This window comes from Pseudomonas inefficax, assembly GCF_900277125.1.
Taxonomy (GTDB): Bacteria; Pseudomonadota; Gammaproteobacteria; order Pseudomonadales; family Pseudomonadaceae; genus Aquipseudomonas; species Aquipseudomonas inefficax.
In genome coordinates, this window is sequence record NZ_OPYN01000123.1 from 120198 (window position 1) to 145739 (window position 25542).

Sequence of the window (25542 nt, forward strand, 5' to 3'; positions counted from 1 at the left end):
CCCATGCCAGTTCGGTGCAGACCGATGCCTGCGCGCGCAAGGGCACCGAGGTGGTACAGCAGGCGGTACAGGTGATCGAGCAGATTTCCCATGAGCTCAACGACGCGGCACGCAGCATCGATGCGGTGAGCAAGCAGTCGGATGTGATTGGGCAGATCGTGCTGACCATCCGTGGCATAGCCGATCAGACCAACCTGCTGGCTTTGAACGCGGCCATCGAGGCGGCCCGCGCTGGCGAGCACGGGCGCGGTTTTGCCGTTGTGGCCGACGAGGTGCGCAACCTGGCGGCGCGAACCAGCAAGGCCACCCTGGAGATCGTCGATGTGGTGCGACAGAACCACGACCTGTCGCTGCTGGCCGTGGCCAGCATGCAGTCGAGCCTGAAGCGTACCGGCCATGGTGTGGCGCTGGCCAACGAGGCTGGCACGGTGATCATGGAAATTCAGCAGGGTTCACGGCACGTGGTAAACGCCATCAGCCAGATCAGTTCGACGCTGCAATTGCATTGAGCGCATCGCCCAACTCGTCCAGCAGGGTCTCCAGGCTGGCCTGCAATTGCAGGCGCAGGTCAACCGTCGGCAGGCCTTGCTCGTGGGCCTGTTCGATGGCTTCGCAATCTTTGACCAGTGTGCGTACCTTGAGCATCTTCGCACCGCCCTTGATCCGGTGAGCCAGGGCACGCACCGCCTCGTCCGGGGCGTCTGCCGCCAATGCACGCAAGGTCTCCAGGTCTTCGCTGACGCTTTGGGACAACTGTTCCAGCAAATGTCGAGTCAGTTGTTCATCGTCCTGGGTCAGGTGGCGCAACTCGCCCAGGTTGAACCCGCTGGCGCGCCGCGCTGGCGGCTGTTGCCGGGGGTTAGCGTGGGGAAGGTGGGTCTTGAGCGTACGCAGGCCAATCGGTTTGAACAGGCATTCGTCCATGCCACTGGCCAGGCAGCGGGCACGCTCCTCGGCCTGGGCGTTGGCGGTGACGCCGAGAATGTGGCATGCCGCCAGGCCGCGTTCGCCCTCCAGGCTGCGGATGCGGCGGGTCAGTTCGTGGCCGTCCATGACCGGCATGCTGCAGTCGGTGATCACCAGGTCGAAGCGCGCGGCCTGCCAGCGTGCCAGTGCGATTTCCCCGTTCTCTGCCAGCGTAACCCGATGCCCCAGGCTATGCAGTTGCCGCTCCAGTAGCAGCAGGTTGGCGGGGTAGTCGTCGACTACCAGTATGTTCAGCGGGCCGCTGCTGTTCTCCAGCACCGGGTCGTGCTGTTCGGCCTGTTCCGGTGTTGAGCAGGCGGGCAGTTGCAGGCTTACCTGCACCTTGGTGCCAACCCCTTCGACGCTCTGCAAGCTCAAGGTACCGCCCATCAATTCGGCGAGGGTGCGGCTGATGACCAGGCCCAGGCCGGCGCCCTGGCGTGCCCGGGGGCCGTCGGCCTGGACGAAGGCGTTGAACAGCCGCGCCTGGTCGGCAGGGCTGATGCCGATGCCGGTGTCTCGCACAGTCAGTTCCACTGCCAGGTTGCCAGTGTCGCTGGGCGAGGGCAGCAGCAGGCTGGCCTGGACTTCACCGCGCTCGGTGAACTTGATGGCGTTGCTGATCAGGTTGGACAAGACCTGCTTGAGCCGCAGCGGATCAGCCAGCACCCAGACCGGCGAAGTTGGCAGCTCGCTGTGCAAGTGCAGGCCTTTGGCCCGTGCGTTGCCTTCGAACACACGCACGGTGGCGCGTAGCAGTTCGACCAGGTTGGTGGGCACGGGCTGCAGGGTGATGTGCCCGGATTCGATACGGGAAATGTCGAGAATGTCGCCAATCAGCTCAAGCAGGCCGATCGCCGAATCGTGGGCGGTCTGCAAGGTCTGGGTGTCGCAGCGGCCGCTGCGGCTGTCTTCCAGGGCCAATTCCAGCAGGCCGATCACGGCATTCATCGGGGTTCGGATTTCATGGCTCATGGTGGCCAGGAAGGTGCTTTTGGTCTGGCTGGCCTGTTCGGCGTCGTCCTTGGCCTGGCGCAACTGCTCGAGCAGGCCGCGGCTAAGCGCCAGCTGCGCTTGCAGGGCATGCTGGGCTTCGGTGCGCTGGTTGATCAGCTTGCGCAGGTAGCTGTTCCAGAACACCACCCCGGCCAGCAACAAGGCCGACAGCACCAGTACCTGCAAGGCCAGGGTACGGTAGTCGCGCCAGGGGCTGTCACTGACCAGGGTGGTGGTGCGCCAGCGGTTGATCAACTGGTCCAGCTCTTCGGGTGGGATGCTCAGCAGCGCCTTGTCGAGGATTGCCTGCAACTGCGGCTGGTCCGCGGCCACGGCGAAGGCGGCGATGGCCGGGTCGTCGTCGAGCACGCTGGCAATGCGCAGGCGGTCCTTGAACACATGGCTGATGTAGTAGGCGGCATTGATGTGGCTGCTCAGGGCGACGTCGGCGGCACCGTTGGCCACGGCTTCCATCAGGCCGAGCGGGTTGTCCACTTCGACCATTTTGGCCTGCGGGTAGCGTTGTTGCAGCACGGCCCGTTGCGGCGAGCCGCGCACCACGGCGATGCGCTGGCCATCCAGCTGCATGGCTTGCGCCGGTGATGCATTGTCGCCCCGGGTGACCAGCACCCGTGGGCTGACCAGGTAAGGGCGGGTATAGCGCATTTTTTTCGAACGGTCCGCGCTATAGCCCAATGCGCCGATCATCTGCGCATCGCCACGCGCCAGGCGCTCGATCATTGCTTGCGCCGACGGGCTTTCGACCGGCTTGAAATGCAGCCCGGTGCGCAACGAGATCTGCTTGAGCAACTCGAGGGTGATGCCGCTGGGACGGTGCTGGGTGTCGTTGAAGGTAAGCGGTGCCAGTGAAGTGTTGACCAGCACGCTGACGCTGGGGTTGGCGGCGATCCAGGCTTCTTCTTCGGCGGTCAGCGCGGTGAGGTGGCGCTGCAGCAGCAGGCTGGTGTTGCCACTGCTCCAGCGGCGCAGGATATTCAGGCGTTCGCTTTCGCTGATACGCGCCAGCGCCTTGTCGACCAACTGTTGCAGGCGCGGGTTGTCGCTGGCCATGGCAAAGGCGAACGTGCCGGGGGCAACCTGACAGAAGTGGTCGATCTTCAGTGTGCCCTGGTAACTCTTGCCAATCGCGAAGTCGGTACTGATGGCGTCGCCCAGGTAGGCGTCTGCCTCGCCCAGTTCGACGGCAGCCAGCCCGGCCAGGGTCGAGCGATACAGGCTCAATTGCGCCTTCGGGTACAGGCTGCGCACGCTGCTGGCCGGCAGGTAATGATCGACCATGGCCAGGCGCAGGCCGGCGAGGTCGGGGGTGTTCTTCAAGCTGCGCCCCTCGCGGGTGACGATGACCGGCAGATCGTCGGCGTAGCTCGCACTGAGGCTGAGCTGGGCATCCGCCGCCTCGAAGGCATTGGAGCTGCCGAGCAGGTCGATATGGCCGTCGCGTAGCGCAGCGATGGCTTCGTGGCGGCTGTCGAAACGTCGCACTTCGATGCTGATGCCTAGCTGTTCGGCAATGATGCCCGCGTAATCGGCGCTGAGGCCTTCGTAGTCGCGCTGGCTGACATTGATTTCCAACGGAGGGTAGTCCGGGCGCGAACTGCCCAGCACCAAGTGTTGGCGCCGCTGTAGCCATTGCCGGTCTTCGTTGGATAGCGTCAGCGGTGCGGCCGCACTGACCGAGCGGGCGAGCAGTTGGCGGGGTTCGCTATCGGCCAACGCGCAGGAATTGGCCAGGCCGATGGCCAGGAGGGCGCTTGCCAGCAGGCGCTTCATCGCCACTAGACGTTGTTGCGCTTGGCCAGGTCGACCATTTCAACCAGCGATTCGGTCTTGAGCTTTTCCATGATGCGGCCCCGGTAGGTGCTGATGGTCTTGGCGCTGAGGTTCATGCAGATGCCGATATTCTTGTTGTTCTCGCCGCGCGCCAGGCGCCGCAGTACTTCCATTTCCCGGTTGGACAGGTTGCCCAGGCGATCTTGCTCGCTTCCCAGCGAGTTGCTGTTGACCGACATCTGCGGGAAGGTCGAGTAGCCCTTGACCAGGGCCTTCATGGCAAACACCACCGCGTCGAGGTCTTCTCCCTTGGTGACGAAACCGCCGATACCGGCATCCAGGCAGCGCCGCACGTACAGGTCGGAGGCCTGGCCGGTCAACACCATGATCTTGGGGGGCGACTCCAGGCATTGCAGGCGCTTGATCACTTCCATGCCATCCAGGCCGGGCAGGCCGATGTCGAGAATCACCACATCCGGTCGCAGCTCACGGGCCACCTGAGCCACCTCGCTGCCATTGCCGAGTTGGCCGACGACCTCGAAGCGCTCGTTTTCGAGCAACATTTTCAAGGAAAGTCGCACGATTGGATGGTCATCGACGATCAGCACGGTAGTCATGAAGAAACTCCTGTCAGGATGTGGTCCGCTTCCTGGATCACTCAGGAATACGTCTGCAAGTGGGGTTATCGGAAGCGCTGCAAGATACGACCATTCCCGGAATTTGGTAATGCCGAGTATATAAGTGTTGAAAGTCTCTGTGCTTATTGTTGAAAAATCCTACAAAAAACGGGAAGACATCGCCCTGGCAAAGCGACAATGTCTGTTTTGTGAATTAGCTTATGCGCAGGCGGAGTGCGATTTGTTCACGCGCTGGGTCGAGGCGGGGTTGTTGGCCAACGCCTGGCCGACCCGTGTCGGGCGTGCTACCAGCTGGCCGGTGCAGTTCGGGCAGCGGCCGTGGAAACGGGTTTCGGCACAAGTGCGGCAAAAAGTGCATTCAAAGGAGCAGATCAGCGCATCGGGGCTGTCGCCCGGCAGGTCGGTATCGCAGCACTCGCAGTTTGGGCGTAGGTCCAGCATGGGCGTGACTCCTGTTTGCAGGCGGGAAACCGGAGTCTGCTACGCCCGCAGCGAACCTGGCAATGCTCAGTCGCCAGGGCGATACAGGTGGGCGTGCCCGGCGCGGTACAACGCCGACTCGGCAAACGGTGTGTCGCCCAGCACATGGCCCACCAGGATTAGCGCCGTGCGCCGGAAGTCCTTGGCCGCGACGCGTTCGACGATATCGCCGAGGGTACCGCGCACCCAGTCCTGGTCTGGCCAGGTGGCGCGATGCACCACCGCCACCGGGCAGTGCGCGCCATAGTGCGGCAACAGCTCTTCGACGATTCGCGACAGGTGCTTGACCCCCAGGTGAATCGCCAGGGTGCTGCCGTGGCGCGCCAGCTCGCCCAGTTGCTCGCCGGGCGGCATCGGCGAACTGTCGCCGTAGCGGGTGAGGATGACGGTCTGCGCTACCTGGGGCAGGGTCAGTTCGCAGCCGAGCAGGGCGGCGCTGGCCGCCGTGGCGGTGACCCCGGGGATGATCTGGTAATCGATGCCCAGCGCCTGCAGGTGGCGGATCTGCTCGCCGATGGCGCCGTACAGGCTGGGGTCGCCACTGTGTACCCGGGCCACATCCTGGCCTCGTTCATGCGCGCTGCGCATGGCGGCAATGATCTGTTCCAGGTGCAGTTCGGCGCTGTTGATCACGGTCTCGGCCTGGTGCCCCTCGAGCACGGCGGCCGGCACCAGCGAACCGGCATAGATGATCACCGGGCACTGGCGGATCAGCCGTTGGCCCTTGACCGTGATCAGTTCCGGGTCGCCGGGGCCGGCGCCGATGAAGTAGACCGTCATGGAAAGTCCTTGCGAGAAAGAGGGGGGAGGAAGCGTTCAACAGGCCAGGGCGAGGGTAGCCGGGCCCAGTACCTGGCGTTTCAGCAGCAACCTGGCAGTGCCAGCCCGCTGGCAGGCCAGGGCCAGTGCCGCACTCTCTGCCACACCCCAGCAGCCGCTGTGAGCATGGGCCGTGGCGGAGCGGTGGCTGAGCTGGGGTTCGTAAGGTTGCAACTGCGCGGTATCGTACAGTACCAAGGGCAGGTCGAGGCGCTCAGCCAATTGCTGCAAACCGGGTTCGTCGGCCTTCAGGCTGATGCTGGCGATGCCTTGCAGGTCGGCCAACGCCAGGCCCTGGTTGGCCAGGGCCTGGCGTAGCAATGTTTCCAGCGTATCCGCCGGGCAACCTCGGCGGCAGCCGAAGCCAGCGTAAAAGGCAGGCATCAGGCCTGGCTGGAGCGCCGGAACAGCCAGGCGCTGAGCAGGCCCAGGGCCAGCCAGAAGGCAGCGTTGGTCAGCCAGGAGGCCACTTTGAACTGGGTTTCCAACGCTGCGGGGGCCAGGCTTTCGTGCACCTCGGGTTGCGGCGCACCGATCACATGGGGAATGACCAGCAGCACGGCGCCCAGCGCCTTGAGCAACCAGTGGCGGGCGAACACCAGCAGGGCGAGGCCCAGCGCGGTGGCGCTGGCGGTGCCGACCCACCACGCCTGGCGTTGCCCCAGGTCGGCGGCGGCAGTACCTGGCAGTTCCGGCGGCAGGCCCAGGGTCGGGGCCAGGCAGAACACAGCGAAGCCGGCCAGGCCCCACAGTGCACCGGTGCCGGCACGCTTGGGTTCGCGCAGGCTGTACAGGGCGGTGAGGATCAGGGCGAAGCCGACCGCGACTACAAGGTTGCCGCCGGTGGTGGATAGCACCCGCTGCCAGCCATCTTCCGGCGACCAGGCTTCGGGGCTGTGTTCATGGGCTGCCACTTCGCCGGCATGCTCGTGCTGGCCGACCGGGGCTGCGGATTCGTAGGTTTCTGCCTCGAGAATCAGCGGGGCGACCCAGAAGCTTTGCAGCAAGGTCAGCAGCAAGGCCGCCAGCAACCCGCTGAAGCCCGCGGTACGGGCAATGCGTGTGATCATCGGGCGTACTCAGTGGCAGGGGAAGGCGGCGCTGTGGCGGGTGTCGTGGGCGGCATTGTGCACGGCCTCGATGTGCGAGAAGCCAGCGAAGTACACCAGGCACAAGCCCAGCAGGCTGGCGCCGACGGCGATGACGACACGCTGGCTGAGGGTAACGGGGGTAGTAATGCTGTGTTGCTTGGCGCTGGTGACGGGCATGACGCGTTCCTCTGCTTTTTGTGGGCAACGGGCAAGCGCGGCAGCCCCGAGCGTGGCAGCCCAGGGGAATGCAACAGCGCCCGCCCACCGCGGGGTGTTCATGAACGCCAGGCCGGTCTCCGGGCTTGCGAGGAGGAGCCAGGCTCCTGGAAGGCGTCACCTTCCCATGCCGGGTGATCGGGCACAGTGGTACAGACGCTTCGCTCGCTTACCGTTGCGGGGGCAGCACCGGCCTTGTCCGGCCCAGCTGGAGGGCCTGCGACGCACCGGTTTCCCGTTTCACCCCCATTGGGGGCACCTGAACGTGAGGCATAAGGAGAGCATGGGGCGGGGCTGCCGTCAATTGCCAGAATCGAGTTTGCCGGCGCCTCGGGTGCCGGTGTTCGCGGCTAAAGCCTACACAGGTACAGCGTTGCTCTCGAGGTTGTCGCTGTACTTGTGGGAGCGGCCTTGTGTCGCGAAAGGGCCGCAAAGCGGCCCCAGGATTGATGCGCGACAGTTGAAATTGCTGGGGCTGCTTTGCAGCCCTTTCGCGACACAAGGCCGCTCCCACAGGGATTGTGAAGCGGACGCAAAGCTCTCCCGGTCAGCCCCGGGCAAACGCCGCCAGCTTGTCCCCATCCAGCCGGTAACGCACCCACTCATCCTGCGGCTCGGCACCCAGCTTCTGGTAAAAGCCGATCGCCGGCTCGTTCCAGTCCAGCACGCTCCATTCCAGCCGACCACACTTGTTCGCCACCGCCTCGCGGGCAATGTGCTGCAGCAACTGCCGGCCGGCGCCGTCGCCGCGTTGCTCAGGAGTGATGTACAGGTCTTCCAGGTAGATACCGTTGCGGCCTAGCCAGGTCGAGTAGCTGTAGAAATACACGGCAAAGCCGATTGCCTGGCCATCGCGTTCGCAAATCAGGCTGTGCACGGTGCTGCCCTCGCCGAAAAGGCTGTGCTCGATATCGGCAACGCTGGCGATTACCTCGTGGCGGGCGCGTTCGTACTCGGCCAGTTCGGTGATGAAGGCCAGGATCTGCTCGGCATCGTTGCGAACGGCAGGGCGAATGGTGAGGCTCATGGTGACGGCTTCCTTGGTCTGGGGGTAGCGGTACAGCGAGGTGTATCTACACAATTTAGTAAAACTGTACCGGTTGTAGAGGAGGGGACTCCGTTAGTGTGACAGCACCCATAACGAAAGTGGAATGCCTGCCATGCTTGCCTCTGCCGACCTGCTGACCGCCTTCGTGCTGTTCGCCTTCGTGTCTTCCATCACTCCTGGCCCCAACAACACCATGCTGTTGGCCTCGGGTGTCAACTTCGGCGTGCGCCGCTCCATTCCCCATGCCATGGGTATCAGCGTCGGTTTCATGGTCATGGTGCTGGCCGTTGGCTTGGGCCTGGGGGAGGTGTTCAAGGCCTGGCCGATGCTGTACACGGTATTGCGCTACACCGGCGCCGCCTACCTGCTGTACCTGGCCTGGAAAATCGCCACCTCCGGGCCGGTCGGCACTGCTTCGTCCAGTGCCCGCAAACCGCTGGGCTTCTGGGGCGCGGCGGCATTCCAGTGGGTCAACCCCAAGGCCTGGGTGATGGCAGTGGGGGCAATCACCACCTACACGCCGGCGCAAGGCTATGTGACCAACGTCATTGTCATTGCCGCCTTGTTCGCCCTGGTCAACCTGCCGAGCGTCGGGGTGTGGGTGATGTTTGGCAGTGCCCTGCGCAACCTGTTGCAGAACCCGCGCTGGCTGATGCTGTTCAATGTCCTGATGGCCCTGTTGCTGGTGATTTCACTGTACCCGCTGCTGTTTGTAGAATCGGCATTTTCCTGACCCCGCGAGTACAGTAAGCCGATGCAGTTGATCCCCTGGTCCCACGAATGCGCCGAAGGCTTCACCCTGCGGGGCTGGCGCACCCCGGCCAGTGGCAAGCCGCTGCTGCATTTTCTGCACGGCAACGGCTTCTGCTGCCTGGCCTACCAGCCATTGCTGATGCGTCTGGGCGAATATTTCGACCTGTGGCTCAGTGACGTCCAGGGCCATGGTGACAGCGACCATGGCGGCGTGTTTCGTGGCTGGAACCGGACCGCTGCGCTGGCAGTGGACGCTTTCGCAGCCGGGCGAGGCGAGTATGGCGACGTGCCGCGCTTTGCCGTCGGGCACAGCTTCGGTGGCGTGCTCACCGGCCTGATCCTGGCCAGTGAACCGCAACTGTTCACGCGTGCCGTGCTGCTTGACCCGGTACTGTTCAGCCGGCGCATGCTGGGTGTGATGGGCGTGGCGGCCCTGGTCGGCCTGCACCAGCGTCATGCGCTGGCGCGCAAGGCTGCCACCCGTCGCAGCCACTGGCCCGACCGCGAGGCAGCCCTGGCCTCGCTGCATGGGCGGGGTATCTTCAAGGGCTGGACCGATGAGGCGTTGCGGGCCTACGTAGAGCATGCCATCGGCGACTGTGGCGAAGCGGTGGTGCTCAAGTGCCGGCCCAGCCGCGAAGTGGAAATCTTCAGTTCGTTTCCCAAACGCATGTGGGCGAGCCTGGCGGCGATCCGCACGCCCACGCGGGTGCTTTATGGCGAGCACACTTACCCCTTCGTGCCCCATTCGGTGAACCGCCTGGCGGCGCTCAACCCTCATGTCAGCGGCAGGCAGGTCGCCGGCGGGCATTGTTTCATGCAGGAAGACCCGGTCATGGCTGCCGAACAGGTGCTCGGTTTCTTGCAAGGCTGACTGTTCCATGAGTGGAACGATGAATGCCAAACAAGCCTGCTACCGCCTGATTGGCATCATTGATAAGGTTATCTCAACCAAGAGAGGAGCCTTCTCATGAAAACGATTCTGGGTATTCACCGCAGCCCTCACGCCCACTGGGTAGGTGATGGGTTTCCGGTGCGCAGCCTGTTTACCTACGACAACCTGGCCAGCAAGATCAGCCCGTTCCTGCTGCTGGACTATGCCGGCCCTCACGACTTCACCCCCACCAGTGCGCGGCGTGGCGTTGGCCAGCATCCGCACCGCGGTTTCGAAACCGTGACCATCGTTTACCAGGGCGAACTGGAGCACCGTGACTCCACCGGCGCTGGCGGCTTGATCGGCCCAGGTGACGTGCAGTGGATGACTGCTGCCAATGGCATCATCCATGAAGAGTTCCATTCCCCAGGCTTCGCCCGCACTGGCGGTACCTTGGAGATGGTGCAGCTGTGGGTCAACCTGCCGGCCCGGGACAAGCGCGCAGCGGCTGGCTACCAGACGCTGCTGGCCGAGGACATCCCGGTGGTGGCGCTGGATGGCGAGCGCGGCAGCCTGCGAGTGATTGCAGGTGACTATCGTGGGCATACGGGGCCGGCGCGGACTTTTACCGCCATGGATGTCTGGGACCTGCGCCTGAATGCCGGTGCAGCCTTGCAGTTGCCGGTTGCCGCCGGGCGCAATGCGGCGCTGGTGGTTTTGCGCGGCAACGTGCGGATCAACGGCGAACGCGACGCCGGCCCATCCAGCCTGGTTCTGCTTGACCGCGCCGGTGAGGATGTTGCCGTCGAAGCGCTGGAAGGCGCCAGCCTGCTGCTGCTCAGCGGTGAACCGATCGACGAGCCGATCGTGGGTTATGGCCCGTTCGTGATGAACAGCCAGGCAGAAATTGCCGAGTCGTTCGACGACTTCCATGCCGGGCGGTTCGGGCAGATGCAGGATACGCAGGACGGAGCGGCGCATTGATCCTGGTTGCTTGAATGGCTTGCCGGCGATAGGGCCGGTACAGGCATTACATTTGCTGGCATGATGCGGCCATGCCCAAGCTTACAGCCCTGCACGCCGTGCGCCGATCATTGCCCACCCCCGGCCGCCACATCCTGTGGCTACGCTACCATGCCCCTTACCACTGGCCTTCGACCATGGCCTTCCTCGCTGCCCGCTGCATCCCCGGCATCGAGACCTGCCTCGACGGCACCTACCACCGTACCCTGGTAACTGCTGGCCGCCACGGCGTCTTGCACGCTAGCCCTTCGGGCAACCAGTACCTGCGGGTCTGCCTCGAAGGCGTCCCGGCCCGCGCGCTGCCCGGCCTGATCGCAAGGCTGAGGCGGTTCTTCGACCTCGATGCCGACCCCGCGCGCATCACTGCCGAACTGTCCCGCGATCCGCTGATGGCCCGCCTGCTACAGGAACGCCCCGGCCTGCGCGTGCCGCAAGGCTGGGACGCTTGCGAGCAGGCCATGCGCACAGTGCTGGGCCAGCAGGTGAGTGTGGCCGGGGCCATGACCCTGGCCGGCCGCCTGGTGCAACGCCATGGCGTGCCCTTGCGTTTGCCCGCACCGGGCCTGAGCCACGTGTTCCCGGCGTTACCGGTATTGGCAGCTGCGCAGTTCGTTGGCATGGGCATGCCGCGGGCGCGCGCCGCCACACTGGGTACGCTGGCCAATGCATTGCTCGCCGAGCCGGGGTTGCTCCGCCGCGGGCAAGTGCTGGATGAACTGCTGCGCAACCTGTGCCAGCTCAAAGGTATCGGCCCGTGGAGCGCGCATTACCTGGCGTTGCGCCAGGCCGGCGCGGCCGACGCCTTGCCGCTGGGCGATGTGGCGCTGATCAAGGCGCTGCGCCTGCTGGAAGGCGACGACGCCCAACTGGCGCAACGCGCCCTGGCCTGGCGACCGTGGCGGGCCTATGCGGCGCAGCATCTTTGGGCATCGCTGGGGCCTGCCGGGACCGCTCGTCGCTAAGTCTGCCAGTGCGTTCGAACGCGCGGCCTGCCAAGGCAATCTTCCACTAAGGTGCTAGAGGATTCGCTGCATGCTCATTGCCCAGGCGCATGGATGCCTGCCCCGGCATGCGCAATATCAATTGGCGCCTCGCCCGACAAAGGCGTACTCACACAACAGGCCATCCCAAAGAGAGGGTCGTACCATGTCGTTGATAGGAGTTTCGATGCTAGAAATGCGGCAGATGATCGAGCAGGCCTGCCTGCCCGACCGTTGTGAAGTCAGCTGCACGGACGGCGCCAACCTGACCATCCGCCTGGGTCAGGGCCAGAGTCTCGATGAGGGCGTGACCTTGAGCGGGGTCCCCCTGCAAAGCCTCAATAGTTGCCGCGACCTGGTCAACCTGGTGGGGCAGCTGCATGCGCTGCGTGACAGCCACCCGGCGCCACTAAAGGCGATCGCCTGAGGCGTCTGCCGCGCCCCGGTCAGCCCAGGCTGGCCGGGCGCACATATTCCGGCATCAGGCCGTTGAACCAGAACAGGATCATCGCCACCAGGATGGTCACCAGCAGCAGTAACCCCACTCCCCACACGCAGGTTGCGAACAGCATGGCCTGTTCCTTCTTCAGTCTCAGGAAAGTCTGCAACCCGCCATACAGCAACACGCTGGCATACGCCGAGGCTGCCAGCAGGGCCGCCAGCGCCAGCCAGCGGATCGGCAGCAGGCCGACCACCCCGGCAAAGAACCATGGCGTGGCGCAGTAGGCGGCAAAACCGATGCACTGGTTGAGGCTGGGCTGTGCATCGAAACCGCGCGACATCCAGCGGATCATCATGCCCATCAACATCACCCCGACGACCGTTGTGGCATACAGCAGGCCCGCCAGCTGCGCTGCGCTGGCCATGCTCAGGCGTACGCGTTCCTCGGCCGCCAGGCTCCAGCCAAAGGTGGTGGTGCCGACGAACAGGCACACCGCGGGGATCAAGGCCAAGGCCAGCAGGCGCGGCAGATATTGCTGCGGGTGGTCTTCCTCGGCCCGGCGAATTTCCAGCCAGGCGTCGGCGGGGTGAGTGAAGAGCTTGAGCAACGGGCTGTTCATTGGCGTTCTCCGTTTTCCGGCAGGTGTGGGCCCTTTTGCTATGGAGGCATGCCGCGCCGTGCGGGTTCAGCCGAGTTGATCGCCGTTGATCGTCTTACAGCAGTTCCAGCAGCAGATTCAGGCCGCCATCACCGCATTTGCCTTGGTCGCGGACCACACCGTGGTAGCTGCGCCCGTCCCAGACGAAGGCCACGCTGTGGGCACGGTCAACCTTGTCGGGCAGCGGCGGGCAAATGTGCAGGCGCAGGCCTGGGCGGCCTTGCAGGTTGAGGGCCGCGAGCTGGCACTGGCACTCCACGCTTTGTGCCACCGGGCCGAACAGGGTATCGCGTACGTAATCGAGTTGTACTGAGGCATTGGGCGCGCGGCAGGGCATTTTCATCGGCGCGCGGCTCCGCTGTGAGGGGTCAGGAAACAGGGCTGGCAGGGCATGGCGAGCTCCAGGCTGAAGAAGGCGTGGCTTATCGTTTGAAGCTTGCCTGGCCAAGATGTTCAACGCGTTTCATGCGCGTTCATCTTTTTTTGCGCCGGGTGACCGGCCGTTGGTCCGGTTCAGCCACCGGCCTTGCGCAAGGTCAGGTTGATCCGCCGTTCACCCAGGCGCGGATGCACGCCAGGCTTGATCGGGAGCACGCCGTGAAAGCGCAAGCGGTCTTCGCCGCCCCAGACCAGCACATCGCCATGGTTCAGCGGGATGCGCTGGGTCTTGTCGGCGCGCTGCAACCCACCGAACAGGAACACCGCCGGCAAGCCCAGCGAAACCGACACGATCGGCTGGCCGAAGTCGTGCTCGTCACGGTCCTGGTGCAGGCTCAGGCGGGTGCCCGGCAGGTAGTGGTTGACCAGGCAGGCATCCGGCACGAAACCGTCGAACCCGGCCATGGCAGCGGCGCGGGCGGCCAGCTGGAGCAACACCGGGGGCAGGGCGGGCCAGGGTTTGCCGCTGAGCGGGTCGCAGGGGCTGTAGCGGTAGCCGTGTTCATCACTGACCCAACCCAGCGTGCCGCAGTTGGTCAGCCCTACCGCCATGCGCAGGCCACCCGGGGTATGCATGTGCCGGAACGGCGCAGCACGCAGCACCGGGCGCAGGGCATCGAGCAGGGCCTCGATCTCGGCCAGGGCGAAACCGGGCAGCAGCACGGTGTGGCTGGCCAGGCGTTGCGGCTGGGGGCCGAACAGGTCGAGGTCGGACTGGATCATGGAATTGGGTATCGGCTTGGATGGGCACCATTGTAATGCGCTTGGCAGGTTTGGCCTATTCGCGGGCATGCCCGCTCCCACAGGGTTGGCGCAGGCTTTGATGGCGGTGGAATACCTGTGGGAGCGGGCGTGCCCGCGAACAGGTCGGCAAGAAAACGCCGTTCTGACAGGAATAAAAAGGAACCGCGGCACCAGGGAGAGGAGCACCGCGGTTCAAGGGGGGAGCGATCTATTGCTGGGTCACAGTGGCCACGTTCGCGCTGCCCAGCTGGGTAATGGTTGCGGTCTGGGTGACACCGCTCTGGTCGACATACGCCTTGTTGCCCTGGCCTCCCTGGGTCACGTAGGCGATGTTGTAGCTGTCAACCTGCTTGATGTTGGCTTCGTTGCCGCCGCCGTACAGCTGGTTGGTGTAGCTCTGGTTGCTGTAGCCGGACTGGTCCAGGTTGATGACGTTGCCGTTGCCCTGGCTGTTGCCATAGGCATAGTTTTCGGTGCCACGCTGGTCGGCAATCAGGATGTTGTCAGTGCCGTTCTGCTCGAAGTACAGCTCGTTGTTCATGTCGGCCTGCTTGGTCTCCATCTGGTTGCCGGTGCCTTTCTGGGTCAGCGTGGCCAGCTGGTTGTCACCGTTCTGGGTCAGGTTGACGCCATTGCCGTTGCCGTTCTGGTTGATGGTGGCGTTCTGGTTGGTACCGAACTGGCCGCCCATCTTGGCGCCTTTCCAGTTGCTGGCGGTGACGCTGTTGCCGTTGCCCTTGGTGTTGATGGTCAGGTTGAGGTTTTCACCGTTCTGGTAGGTGAAATGCAGGTTGTTGCTACCGGTCTGGGTGATGGTGGTGGTCGAGTTGTTGGTTTCGAACTGGTCCGACCAGCTGGCGTTGGCCGTGCCCTGTTGCGACAGGCTGACCGTGTTGTTGGTGCCGAAGCTCTGGTCGATATAGCCTTCGTTCAGCTGGCCGGACTGGGTCACCGATGCCTGGCTGGCGGTCTGGTTGTCCTGCCACACTTCCACCGAGTTGCCGCCACCGTACTGGCCAATGCCGATGGTGCCGCCAGTGCCGTCGCGCTGGTCGCCATACGCCCAGTTACCCTTGCCCTCCTGGTAGACCTGGATATCGCCATCGACGTAGTTCAGGTGCTCGGCGGCGGCGTAGTTGTCCTGGCCGACCTGGTTGATGCTGCTGCGGTTGTTGCTGCCACCAAAGGTCTGCTCGATGAAGGCTTCGTTGCGCTGGCCGGATTGCCAGGTGGTGGCCTTGCTGCCTTCCTGGCTGTCCTGCCACACGGTCGAGGCGTTTTCGGCGCCTTGCTGGGTTTGCAGCGCTTGGTTGCCCAGGCCCAGCGACTGGCTGGCGAAGGCATCGTTGTAGCTGCCGCCGGCGTGCTGGGTGATCTGGCTGCCGTTCTCGAACAGTTGGTCGGCGTAGCCTGCGTTGTACTGGCCGTTGGCGCTCTGCTGGATATCGCTGGTGCTCTCCGATTGCACCGCAAGGTGGTTGTTGCCCTTGCCGGTCTGGGTCTGTGTGGCCGAGGCGAATGGCGCCAGGGACTGGCTGACCTCGGCGATGTTTTCCTTGCCGTCCTGGGTCTGCGACGAGGTGCTGTCAGCAGCCATGGCCTGACCTGCAAGGGCCAGGACGATGGCGGCACTTAACGGAGCGAGCTTGTACATGGGGGTGCCTCCAGGTCTATCGGTATTGGGTGATCTGAACGTGCTGGCCATTGCCGGCCTGGGTCACGGAGCTGGTGAGGCCTGTGCCCGCCTGCACGATGCTGGCGCTGTTGTCGTTGCCGATCTGCTCGATGGCCGCGCTGTTGCTGCTGCCGGTCTGGCGGATTGACGCGGTGTTGCCATTTCCCTGTTGGCTGATGATGGCCATCAGGTCACTACCTTCCTGCAAGATGTACGCTTCTTGCGCGCCACCGGCCTGGACGATGCGGCCCAGCAGGGCCTGGCCGTTCTGGTCGAGGGCGGCGCGGTTGCCCGCGCCTTGCTGCTCGACCACCGCAGCCTGGCCGGCGCCCGCCGGCAGCAGGCGGATGATCACCGGTTCGCCGAGGTCGTTGCCGGGCGCGAGGTCGGCATTGTCCAGCAGGTCCTCGGCCCAGCAGGCCTGGCCCACCAGGGCCAGGCCGAGCAGCAGGGAATACAGGCGTTTCATTGCAACCTCCGGCCTTTACTGCACGGTTACGTTGACGGTGCGTGTGGTGCCCTGGCTGCTGGTGATCGTCGCCGTCGGTGCCGCAGTCGGGATGATCGTGGTGCTATTGCTCACCGCCAGTCGCCAGCGGCCGGTCAGCGCTACCGTGGCAGTGCCAAGGGTCTGCACGCCGGTAGTGGTGGTTACCCGCACGGTGATGGTGTTGCCGGTGGTGACCGACGAGGTGCCGCTGAGGTCCCAGTTGTAACGGTTGTTGGAGCGTGCCGTGACCGTGGCAGCCGTGACCGCGAAGGTTTCGGCGGCAGGCCGTGGCGACACGTTGACGGTGACCGTGCCGGAGTTGGACAGGGCCCCCAGCGAGTCACGAGCCTGGTAGGTGAAGGTGGTGGTGAAGGCCGAGGTCACCGTGGCCGGTGGGGTGTAAGTCACCGTGGTGCCGTCGGTGCTGACGGTGCCCCGGCCGGCAGCTGGCTGGGTGAGCGAGGCAGCGGGGACAGTCAGCGGCAGGTTGCCTTCCGGATCGGTGTCGTTGGCCAGCACGTTGATGGTCAATGGCACGCCCAGGGTGGCAACGGTTTCCGGGTTGGCGGTTGGGGCCCGGTTAGGTGCCACGTTGACGGTGACCGTGGCCGGTTCCGACTTCAGGCCCTTGGCGTCCACCGCCCGGTAACTGAAGGTGGCCACCACGGGTTGCGTGGCCCCGGCTGGCGGGGTGTAGGTGACCGATGTGGTGCCGTTCATCACCACGCCGCCAAGACCGGTACCGGGCTGGGTCAGGTCGCTGATGGTCAGCGGCACGTTGCCATCCGGGTCGCTGTCGTTCTGCAGCAGGTTGAGGGTGATCGGGATGCCGACGCTGGTGCTGCCGATATCGGCCTGGGCCAGCGGTGGCTGGTTGGCCGCCTCGACCGGCGCGTTGCCGACCACGACCACCGGTTCGACATCGCTGCCGCCACGTGCCGATTTGACCGTGATGGTGGCCGGTGGCTGCGGCACGTCGTTGACGGTCAGGCTCTGCAGCGTACCCGCCTTGGACAGGCGACCATAGCCCTGGGCGAGCAGGTCGGGGATCGCTACCTCGTCACTGGAACTGGCCTCGATCAGCAGGCGCTTGTTGGCCCAGTCGTAGCGTGCGGTGCTGACCTTGACCACGTCGGTGAGCTTGCTCGACAGCGCGGTCGGCTGAGTTCCGCCGGCGTTGTCGCTGGCGGTGACCACCACCACCGCAGGCGGTGCTTCCTGGCTGAGCTGCTGGTGGAAGAACAGCCCGTTGTTGTCGGCGGTGAGGGTGTACTGGCACGGCGAAGGCGGGGTGCCGACCAGGGCGATGCCATTGCGCATGCACAAGCTGGCTGCGCTGGGCGCCTTGGCGAACACCTCGGTACGGGTGCCGGTGGCGTTGCGCGAGTAGGTGGCGCGTTCCAGGCTGACCGGGGTCTGGGCACGTTGGTCCAGTACCTTGCCGGAAACGGTGAAGGTGTTGGTCTGGATGGTGCCAGCGGGGCCTTGGATGCGCACGAAGTTGGTGTTGAAGGGGCTGCCGGTCACCGCTTCGGTGATATTGGGGTCGCCGATGTAGGTTTCGATGGTGCCGGTATCGGGGTTGACCGCGGTATAAGGCCCACCAACACCTCTCAGCCAGGGGCCGATCGCCCCCGCCAGCGCGCCGCGGAAGTTGCCCGGTGCGCCGATGCCGATGTCGCGTGTGATGTTGATTGCCCGTCGGCCTGGCGTAGTGACGTTGACCGTCTCCACCCCGTAAGGGTGGGTGATGGTGTAGGTACCGGTGCTTGGGACCGAAGCACGGATACGGATCCGGGCGAAGCTTTGCTGGTCACCATCGACCGGGTTTTCGGCGGCGAAAGCTGCCTCCACCCCGGCTACATAGACCTCCAGCTCATAGCCACTGTTGCCCACCTGTGGGATGTCGGTTTCAGCCAGGAACCAGAACATCTCGGGCGGCCAGTTGTCCGGGAACACCAGCGGCAGGGCATCGTCATAGATGCCGGGCTCGGGCAGCAAGGTACACATGTAGGCTGGTGCCCCTGGTGCGCCCGGCGCACGTGTACTGGTGGCACGGGACTGGCACAGCTCCAGGGACTGGTCGAGGCTGTCCTTGTACCACATCGGATAGCCACCGGTGGCGAAGGTGTAGGGCCCCGGGTCGACATCGGACAGCGCGGCAAACGCGGCGCTGGTAACGGTAAGGGAGAAACCGGCGGCCAACAGCGCACGGCGCGACCAAGTGTTCATGCTGCCTCCTTGAAGGCTGAGCCTTTGTCTGTTCATGGCACCAGCACCACGTCTTCGGTGTCGCTACCGCCGTTGGTACTGGTGACCTGCACCTTGGCCGGCGGGATGGGCGACAGGCTGGTGCTCAGCGTCTTCACGGCGCCAGTGCCGCTCAGGTTGCCGATCAGCGCGCCGTTGCCGGTATGTGCGGTGAGCACTGGCGGCGTGGTCTCGTCGCTGGTGCTGGCCACCAGGGTCAGCTCGCCGGTGGACAGGCGGTACTGGGCCTGGGTGATGGTGACCAGGTCGGTCAACGGCACGTTGGCGGTGGTCAGGCTGCTGGTGGGTATCGCCACGCTGTTGTCGGCGGTCAGCGTCAGGATCGACCCGGCGGCCGGGTCGAGCACCGACTGGGCGTACCAGGCACCGGTACCGTTGGCTTCGGTGAGGTTCAGGTTGGGTGTCTGGCTGGTCAGGGTGACGCTGGCTGGTGGCGGTGGGGCCATCGCGAAGATGTCCTGCTGCGCGTGCAGGTCGCCGTTCTCGGTATGCCGCGAGTAGGTACTGCGTTGCGGCATCAGCGGGGTTGGCAGGGCCACTTCGGATAGCTTGCCCGAGACCGCGAACAGCTCGGTGCGCAGGTCGATGCCACCGGGGCCTTCGATGCGTACGTAGTTGGTATTGAACGGGCTGCCGGTCACCCGTTCTTCCAGGTTCGGGTCGCCGATGAAGCGCTCGCTGCCTTCGGTGTAGGGGCCGTTGACGCTGCGCAGGAATGGCCCGACATCGCCTTTCAGGGCGCCAGTGAAGTCGCCAGCGCCGGCAATGCCAATGTCGCGGGTCATGTTGATCGCCCGGCGCCCGCCTGCAGGCACATCGAACACTTCAACGCCGTATGGGTGAGTGACCACGTAGGTGCCGGCGGTTGGTACATCGACCCGGATACGCACCCGGGCGAAGCTGACCTGGTCGCCTTCGACCGGTTCTTCAGCGGCAAAGGCCGCTTCGATCGCGCTGACGTAGGTGAGGTCGATGCCGCGGGTGGCGTCGACGATGGCGGCATCGGCGGTGAACCAGAACGCCTCGTCAGGGAAGTTGGTAGGGAAGACGATGGGTTGGGTATCGTCGAACACGCCGGGGGTGGGCAGCAGCGTGCACATGTACGAAGGTGCGCCGGGCGCGCCAGGCACCCGCGAGCTGACGGCCTTGGTCAGGCACAGGTCGAGGGTACGACCATGGCTGTCCTGGTACCAGGCGGGGAACCCGCCGTTGGCGGGAACATAGGCGCCAGGGTCGACAGCGTTCAAGGCAGCCTGCGCCGGGAGCTGGAGCATGCCGGCGAAAATCGCCACTGCCAGCGGGTGGGGAATCGGTCGGTGCATGAGTCATTTCCTCCTGCAAACGGGCCCATGGACTTGGGGCGTCTGGCAGGAGATCGGCAATAGGCGTGCCAAACCAGGGAAAAACATGCTGTAGCCCTTGCAGGGCAAGGGATCCAATTCTATTGCGAAGGCTTTGGCAGGTATTCGCCGTTGGGCGCCGTGCCCCAAGGTTGGGGACTGGGGAGGGTCGTAGCTACCCAATCATCGCACTTCTGTGAGCGCAGCCCTGGGGCGCGGCCTTGCTTGGGGATGCCCATGTAGCCAGCCAAGGCCACAGGCCGGGCACAACGGCCGGCCACCCTTGCAGTTCAGACATGAAACCGGTTTCAAAACATTTCTGAACACGCTAGATTATCCGGCTGTTTTCTTGATGGCCCATCAAGACCACCCCCCATATTGAAAACCAGATGGCGCTTTTCAAGGCCGCACACAGCCGATGAGGATTCGCAATGCCTGAGCATGCCCCAGACAACCCGCGCAGGGACTTTCTGCGCAAGACCTTGACCTTGATCCCTGTGGTCACCGTGGCCAGCACGGGGTTTGGCGTGGGCGCCGGTCAGCTGCTTGCGGCCCCGCAACACGAACCCAAAGTGCCGGCAACGCCACCAGCGGGCAACTACCAGCCGACATTCTTCACTGCCGAGGAGTGGGCTTTCGTGCAGGCAGCCGTCTCGCGCATCATCCCGGCCGACGAGCTTGGCCCTGGCGCACTTGAAGCCGGCGCTGCCGAATTCATCGACCGGCAGATGAACACCCCCTACGCAACTGGCGCGCAGTGGTACATGCAAGGCCCGTTCAAGGCCGACGCCGCGCCCGAACTGGGTTACCAACTGCAACTCAGCCCGCAACAGATCTACCGCCTGGGCATCGCCGCCGTGGACGGCTGGTGCAAGGCCAATTCCGGGCAAGTTTTTGCTGCGCAAGATAGCGCTACCCGGGACCACGTTCTCAGCAAGGTCGAGTCTGGAGAGCTGGTTTTCGACACCGTGCCGGCCAAGGTGTTCTTCAGCTTGCTGGTGCAGAACACCCGTGAAGGGTTCTTCTGCGACCCAATCCACGGCGGCAACAAAGGCATGGTCGGCTGGACCCAGATCGGCTTCCCCGGCGCCCGCGCCGATTTCATGGACTGGGTCGAGCGCAACGAGCCTTACCCGTTCCCGGCTGTTTCGATCCGTGGCGAGAGGGCCTGAGGCATGGCGACCGTGATGAAGAAAGTGGACGCGGTAATCGTGGGTTTTGGCTGGGCCGGGGCGATCATGGCCAAGGAACTGACCGAAGCCGGGCTGCAGGTAGTGGCCCTGGAGCGGGGGCCGATGCAGGACACCTACCCGGAAGGCAGCTACCCGCAGGTGATCGACGAGCTGACCTACAGCGTGCGCAAGAAGCTGTTCGTCGATGTGTCGAAGGAAACCGTCACCATCCGCCATGGCATGAACGATGTGGCACTGCCCAATCGCCAGCTCGGTGCCTTCCTGCCGGGCAAAGGTGTAGGTGGCGCAGGCCTGCACTGGTCTGGCGTGCACTTCCGGGTGGACCCGATGGAGCTGCGCATGCGCAGCCACTACGAAGAACGCTACGGGCGCAAGTTCATCCCTGAAGACATGACTATCCAGGACTTCGGGGTCAGCTACGAAGAACTGGAACCGCATTTCGACTTCGCCGAAAAGGTATTCGGTACCTCTGGCCAGGCGTGGACCGTCAACGGCCAGCTCGTTGGCGAAGGGAAGGGCGGCAACCCCTATGCACCAGACCGCTCCAGCCCGTTCCCGCTGCCTTCGCAGAAAAACGTCGTGTCGGCCAGGCTGTTCGAAAAGGCGGCGGCCAGCCTGGGCTACAAGCCCTACAACTTGCCGTCGGCCAACACCTCCGACGCGTACACCAACCCCTACGGGGCGCAGATGGGGCCGTGCAACTTCTGCGGCTTCTGCAGTGGCTACGTGTGCTACATGTACTCCAAGGCCTCGCCCAACGTGAACATCCTGCCGGCGCTGCGCCAGGTGCCGAACTTCGAATTGCGGCCCAACGCCCATGTGCTGCGGGTGAACCTGGATGACAGCAAGCGCAAGGCCACCGGGGTGACCTACATCGACGCCCAGGGGCGGGAAGTGGAGCAGCCGGCGGACCTGGTGATCCTGGCGGCGTTCCAGTTCAACAACGTGCGCCTGATGCTGCTGTCCGGCATCGGCAAACCCTACGACCCCATCAAGAACGAAGGCGTGGTGGGGCGTAACTTCGCCTACCAGAACATGGGCACGGTCAAGGCGTTCTTCGACAAGGACACCTACACCAACAACTTCATCGGCGCCGGTGGCAACGGTATTGCCATCGATGACTTCAACGCCGACAACTTCGACCATGGCCCCCACGGTTTCGTCGGCGGTTCGCCGATGTGGGTGAACCAGGCCGGCACGCGGCCGATTGCCGGTGGCGCGACCCCGCCGGGCACACCGGCCTGGGGCAGCGCCTGGAAGAAGGCCACCGCCGACTACTACACCCACCAAGTGTCTATGGACGCCCACGGCGCTCACCAGTCCTACCGCGGCAACTACCTGGACCTCGACCCGACCTACCGCGACGCCTACGGCCAGCCGCTGCTGCGCATGACCTTCGACTGGCAGGAAAACGACATCAGGATGAACCAGTTCATGGTCGACAAGCTCAGCAAGATCGCCCAGGCGATGAACCCCAAGGCCATTGCCGTGCTGGGCAAGAAGGTCAAGGACCACTTCAACACCGCCAGCTACCAGACCACCCATCTGAACGGCGGCGCGATCATGGGCACCGACCCGAAAACCAGTGCGTTGAACCGCTACCTGCAAAGCTGGGACGTGCACAACGTGTTCGTTCCGGGGGCTTCGGCGTTCCCTCAGGGGCTGGGTTACAACCCGACCGGGCTGGTGGCTGCGCTGACCTACTGGTCGGCCCGCGCCATCCGCGAGCAGTACCTGAAAAACCCTGGTCCGCTGGTTCAGGCTTGAGGAGCGATGCGCATGAAGACAATGTTGATCGCAACCCTGCTGGGTGCCAGCGTGGCTGCCCAGGCAGCACCGAATGACGATGCGCAGGTGCACCAGGGCGAGTACCTGGCCCGCGCCGGCGACTGCGTCGCCTGCCATACCGCCAAAGGCGGCAAGCCGTTCGCCGGTGGGCTGCCGATGGAAACACCGATCGGCACGGTGTACTCAACCAACATCACCCCGGCGGCCAGTGGCATCGGCCAGTACAGCTTCGAAGACTTCGACCAGGCGGTGCGCAAGGGCATCGGCAAGGACGGCAGCACCCTGTATCCCGCCATGCCATACCCGTCCTATGCGCGCGTCAGCGAGCAGGACATGCAGGCGCTGTATGCCTACTTCATGAAGGGCGTGGAACCGGTCGAGCAGCCGAACAAGGCCAGCGACATCCCCTGGCCACTGAGCATGCGCTGGCCGCTGGCGATCTGGCGCGGCTTGTTCGCGCCTGAGGCCAAGCCCTGGCAGGCATCCGCAGCGGCCGACCCGGTGGTCAACCGCGGTGCCTACCTAGTCGAGGGCCTGGGGCACTGTGGTGCGTGCCATACGCCGCGGGCGCTGACCATGCAGGAAAAGGCACTGAGCCCACAGGATGGCGAGCAGTTCCTGGCTGGCAGTGCACCGCTGGAAGGCTGGATTGCCAAGAATCTGCGTGGCGACCACAAGGACGGCCTGGGTAGCTGGAGCGAAGAGCAGTTGGTGCAGTTTCTCAAGACTGGCCGTAGCGACCGCAGCGCCGTGTTCGGTGGCATGAGCGACGTGGTCGAGCACAGCATGCAACACCTGAGCGATGCCGACCTGACTGCTATCGCCCGCTATTTGAAGACGCTGCCGCCAAGCAACCCTGACGACCGGCCGCACGTGTACGACAAACAGGTGGCGGATGCCCTGTGGAAGGGCGACGACAGCAAACCCGGGGCGGCGGTGTACATCGACAACTGCGCAGCCTGCCACCGTACCGATGGCCAGGGCTATACCCGCGTGTTCCCGGCCCTGGCCGGCAATCCGGTGGTGCAGACGGCGGATGCCACATCGCTGATCCATGTGGTGTTGGCGGGGGGCACGGTGCCGGCGACGCACACAGCGCCGTCGAACTTCACCATGCCGGCGTTCGGCTGGCGCCTGAGTGACCAGGAGGTTGCCGAGGTGGTGAACTTCATTCGCACCAGTTGGGGTAATCAGGGCAGCGCCGTTACTGCCAGTGACGTGAAATCCCTCCGTTAACTGCATCCCTCTGTCTGCACCCCCAATCCACTGTGGGAGCGGGTTTACCCGCGAATGCGTCGGCACATTCAACATCGCATTCGCGGGTGAACCCGCTCCCACAGTGTTTCGCGTTTACTTTCTATATTTATCAGTTAGTTAAAACGTATTCTTATCAGGAGGTTGCCGAGGTGGTGAACTTCATTCACACCAGTTGGGGTAACCAAGGGATGCCGTCACCGCCGGTGATGTGAAAGCCCTCCGTTAACTCCATCCCTCTGGCTGCACCCCCAATCCAATGTGGGAGCGGGTTTACCCGCGAATGCGTCGGCACATTCACCATCGCATTCGCCGGTGAACCCGCTCCCACAGGGTTTCGCGTTTACTTGTCTATATGTATCAGCTAGTTAAAGCGTATTCTTATCGCATTTACTACGCATGAATTTCGTACTCCCGACCAACGGCATGTTGACGAACCCTTGCGATTTTGCTGTATTGAAACCGGTTTCATCGCTATCACAACAATCATAAGGACAGCCCATGACCGACGCGCCTGCCCATGCCCGCGAACGGGTCACCATCAGCGAAGTAGCGCGTGTCGCTGGCGTTTCCAAGGCCACCGTCTCCCGTTACATCGGGGGTGATCGCCAGTTGCTCGCCGAAGCCACCGCCAAGCGCCTGGAAGAGGTCATCGAGCGCCTCGGTTACCGCCCCAACCAGATGGCCCGTGGCCTGAAGCGCGGCCAGACGCGCCTGATCGGCATGCTGGTGGCCGATATCCTCAACCCCTATTCAGTGGCCGTGATGCATGGCGTGGAAACTGCCTGCCGCCAGCACGGCTACAGCCTGGTGGTGTGCAACACCAACCGCGACGACGAGCAGGAGCGTCACCACCTGGTGGCCCTGCAGTCCTACAACGTCGAAGGGCTGATCGTGAACACGCTTGGCCATCACCCCGGCGAATTGCTCCACCTGCAGCGCGACATTCCCATGGTGCTGGTCGACCGCCAGTTGCCCGAACTGAATGTCGACCTGGTGGGCCTGGACAATGCCGACGCGGTCGAGCAGGCCCTGGACCACCTGCAGGCGCAAGGCTACCGCGACATCATGGCGGTCACCGAGCCGCTTGATGGCACCAGCTCGCGCCTGGAGCGGGTACAGGCGTTCGGCACGTCGGTCAGCCGTCGCCATGGCATGCGCCAGCAGGTGCTGGAAATCGGCCCCGGGCTGGATGACCAGCTGGCTTCGTTCCTCGCCGGCAGGGGTCATGGCCCGCAGGCCATCTTCACCTTCAACGGTGTCGCCACCCTGGCCGTCAGCCGGGCCCTGCACCAGACAGGGTGCAATCTGTTCGCGGACGTCGGGCTGATCGCCCTCGACGACCTCGACTGGTACCCCTTGGTCGGCAGTGGCATCACTGCACTGGCCCAGCCCACCGAGCGAATCGGCGTGGCAGCATTCGAGAGCCTGCTTGGCCGCCTGCGCGGCGACAGCGGGGCGGCCCGGCGCATCGACTTCAAGGCCGAGCTGATCATCCGAGGTTCAACCCAGCCACAGTAATCACAGGCAGGCACCTCCCTGCCTGCCTGTTATCAGCAAAAATGAAACCGGTT

The 25542-nt window shown here is 64.3% G+C and carries 24 protein-coding genes, 1 pseudogene and 1 riboswitch; of the genes and pseudogenes, 10 read left to right on the forward strand and 15 right to left on the reverse strand.

What is annotated here, in order from left to right:
* Positions 1–83: 83 nt before the first annotated feature.
* Positions 84–509 (forward strand): annotated as a pseudogene (locus JV551A3_RS31420) (methyl-accepting chemotaxis protein); the annotation flags it as partial.
* On the opposite strand, the gene JV551A3_RS14840 reads toward JV551A3_RS31420, so the two are convergent.
* The 8 genes from JV551A3_RS14840 to JV551A3_RS14880 form a co-directional block, all read right to left on the reverse strand.
* Positions 484–3753 (reverse strand): transporter substrate-binding domain-containing protein, encoded by a 3270-nt coding sequence (locus JV551A3_RS14840; RefSeq protein WP_133972218.1) that lies wholly within the window; start codon positions 3751–3753, stop codon positions 484–486. The pseudogene JV551A3_RS31420 and the gene JV551A3_RS14840 overlap by 26 nt on opposite strands.
* Positions 3754–3758: 5 nt before the next feature.
* Positions 3759–4370 (reverse strand): response regulator transcription factor, encoded by a 612-nt coding sequence (locus JV551A3_RS14845; RefSeq protein ID WP_133972220.1) that lies wholly within the window; start codon positions 4368–4370, stop codon positions 3759–3761.
* Between the two features lie 219 nt (positions 4371–4589).
* Positions 4590–4832: a DUF1272 domain-containing protein gene (locus tag JV551A3_RS14850; RefSeq protein WP_133972222.1), complete on the reverse strand. Its 243-nt coding sequence runs from the start codon at positions 4830–4832 to the stop codon at positions 4590–4592.
* Positions 4833–4898: 66 nt separating this feature from the next.
* Positions 4899–5651 carry a precorrin-4 C(11)-methyltransferase gene (gene cobM / locus JV551A3_RS14855; RefSeq protein ID WP_133972224.1) on the reverse strand — a complete coding sequence of 251 codons (753 nt, stop codon included), beginning with the start codon at positions 5649–5651 and terminating at the stop codon, positions 4899–4901.
* Positions 5652–5687: 36 nt separating this feature from the next.
* The gene (locus JV551A3_RS14860) at positions 5688–6074 is read right to left on the reverse strand and encodes a cobalamin biosynthesis protein (protein ID WP_133972226.1); all 387 of its coding nucleotides are present in this window, start codon (positions 6072–6074) and stop codon (positions 5688–5690) included.
* Complete coding sequence (locus JV551A3_RS14865; protein WP_133972228.1) at positions 6074–6760, reverse strand: CbtA family protein; 687 nt, start codon at positions 6758–6760, stop codon at positions 6074–6076. The genes JV551A3_RS14860 and JV551A3_RS14865 overlap by 1 nt, the downstream gene beginning before the upstream one ends.
* A gap of 9 nt (positions 6761–6769) precedes the next feature.
* Entirely contained in the window at positions 6770–6958 is a 189-nt protein-coding gene (locus JV551A3_RS14870; RefSeq protein WP_025339304.1) for a CbtB domain-containing protein, read from the reverse strand.
* Between the two features lie 93 nt (positions 6959–7051).
* A riboswitch (cobalamin riboswitch) is annotated at positions 7052–7275 on the reverse strand.
* A gap of 269 nt (positions 7276–7544) precedes the next feature.
* Entirely contained in the window at positions 7545–8024 is a 480-nt protein-coding gene (locus JV551A3_RS14880; protein ID WP_133972232.1) for a GNAT family N-acetyltransferase, read from the reverse strand.
* A gap of 124 nt (positions 8025–8148) precedes the next feature.
* On the opposite strand from JV551A3_RS14880, the gene JV551A3_RS14885 reads away from it, so the two are divergent.
* From JV551A3_RS14885 to JV551A3_RS14905, 5 genes are all read left to right on the forward strand, one after another.
* A complete protein-coding gene (locus JV551A3_RS14885; RefSeq protein WP_177421292.1) occupies positions 8149–8778 on the forward strand; it encodes a LysE family translocator in 630 nt (209 codons plus the stop codon).
* Between the two features lie 21 nt (positions 8779–8799).
* Positions 8800–9672, forward strand: coding sequence for an alpha/beta fold hydrolase (locus tag JV551A3_RS14890; protein WP_133972234.1), 873 nt, complete (start codon positions 8800–8802; stop codon positions 9670–9672).
* A 96-nt stretch (positions 9673–9768) separates the two neighbouring features.
* On the forward strand, positions 9769–10656 hold the full coding sequence (locus JV551A3_RS14895; RefSeq protein WP_133972236.1) for a pirin family protein: 888 nt from the start codon (positions 9769–9771) through the stop codon (positions 10654–10656).
* Positions 10657–10727: 71 nt separating this feature from the next.
* Positions 10728–11657, forward strand: coding sequence for a DNA-3-methyladenine glycosylase family protein (locus JV551A3_RS14900; RefSeq protein ID WP_133972238.1), 930 nt, complete (start codon positions 10728–10730; stop codon positions 11655–11657).
* A gap of 184 nt (positions 11658–11841) precedes the next feature.
* Complete coding sequence (locus JV551A3_RS14905) at positions 11842–12102, forward strand: DUF1652 domain-containing protein (RefSeq protein ID WP_085692506.1); 261 nt, start codon at positions 11842–11844, stop codon at positions 12100–12102.
* A gap of 19 nt (positions 12103–12121) precedes the next feature.
* On the opposite strand, the gene JV551A3_RS14910 is transcribed toward JV551A3_RS14905, so the two are convergent.
* The 7 genes from JV551A3_RS14910 to JV551A3_RS14940 all read right to left on the reverse strand — a co-directional run bounded on the left by JV551A3_RS14910 (position 12122) and on the right by JV551A3_RS14940 (position 19715).
* On the reverse strand, positions 12122–12736 hold the full coding sequence (locus JV551A3_RS14910; RefSeq protein ID WP_112252455.1) for a Yip1 family protein: 615 nt from the start codon (positions 12734–12736) through the stop codon (positions 12122–12124).
* Between the two features lie 94 nt (positions 12737–12830).
* Complete coding sequence (locus JV551A3_RS14915) at positions 12831–13118, reverse strand: hypothetical protein (protein ID WP_085624798.1); 288 nt, start codon at positions 13116–13118, stop codon at positions 12831–12833.
* 170 nt (positions 13119–13288) lie between these two features.
* Complete coding sequence (gene alkB / locus JV551A3_RS14920) at positions 13289–13936, reverse strand: DNA oxidative demethylase AlkB (RefSeq protein WP_133972240.1); 648 nt, start codon at positions 13934–13936, stop codon at positions 13289–13291.
* A 229-nt stretch (positions 13937–14165) separates the two neighbouring features.
* Entirely contained in the window at positions 14166–15611 is a 1446-nt protein-coding gene (locus JV551A3_RS14925; RefSeq protein ID WP_133972242.1) for a curlin, read from the reverse strand.
* 16 nt (positions 15612–15627) lie between these two features.
* Positions 15628–16101, reverse strand: coding sequence for a curlin (locus JV551A3_RS14930; protein WP_133972244.1), 474 nt, complete (start codon positions 16099–16101; stop codon positions 15628–15630).
* Between the two features lie 15 nt (positions 16102–16116).
* On the reverse strand, positions 16117–18354 hold the full coding sequence (locus JV551A3_RS14935; protein WP_133972246.1) for an Ig-like domain-containing protein: 2238 nt from the start codon (positions 18352–18354) through the stop codon (positions 16117–16119).
* 32 nt (positions 18355–18386) lie between these two features.
* The gene (locus JV551A3_RS14940; RefSeq protein ID WP_133972256.1) at positions 18387–19715 is read right to left on the reverse strand and encodes a hypothetical protein; all 1329 of its coding nucleotides are present in this window, start codon (positions 19713–19715) and stop codon (positions 18387–18389) included.
* Between the two features lie 449 nt (positions 19716–20164).
* On the opposite strand from JV551A3_RS14940, the gene JV551A3_RS14945 reads away from it, so the two are divergent.
* From JV551A3_RS14945 to ptxS, 4 genes are all read left to right on the forward strand, one after another.
* Complete coding sequence (locus JV551A3_RS14945; protein ID WP_133972258.1) at positions 20165–20905, forward strand: gluconate 2-dehydrogenase subunit 3 family protein; 741 nt, start codon at positions 20165–20167, stop codon at positions 20903–20905.
* Positions 20906–20908: 3 nt separating this feature from the next.
* Complete coding sequence (locus tag JV551A3_RS14950) at positions 20909–22693, forward strand: GMC family oxidoreductase (RefSeq protein WP_133972260.1); 1785 nt, start codon at positions 20909–20911, stop codon at positions 22691–22693.
* A 12-nt stretch (positions 22694–22705) separates the two neighbouring features.
* Entirely contained in the window at positions 22706–23950 is a 1245-nt protein-coding gene (locus JV551A3_RS14955) for a cytochrome c (RefSeq protein ID WP_133972262.1), read from the forward strand.
* A gap of 519 nt (positions 23951–24469) precedes the next feature.
* Positions 24470–25489 carry a transcriptional regulator PtxS gene (ptxS, locus tag JV551A3_RS14965; RefSeq protein ID WP_133972266.1) on the forward strand — a complete coding sequence of 340 codons (1020 nt, stop codon included), beginning with the start codon at positions 24470–24472 and terminating at the stop codon, positions 25487–25489.
* Positions 25490–25542 lie beyond the last annotated feature (53 nt).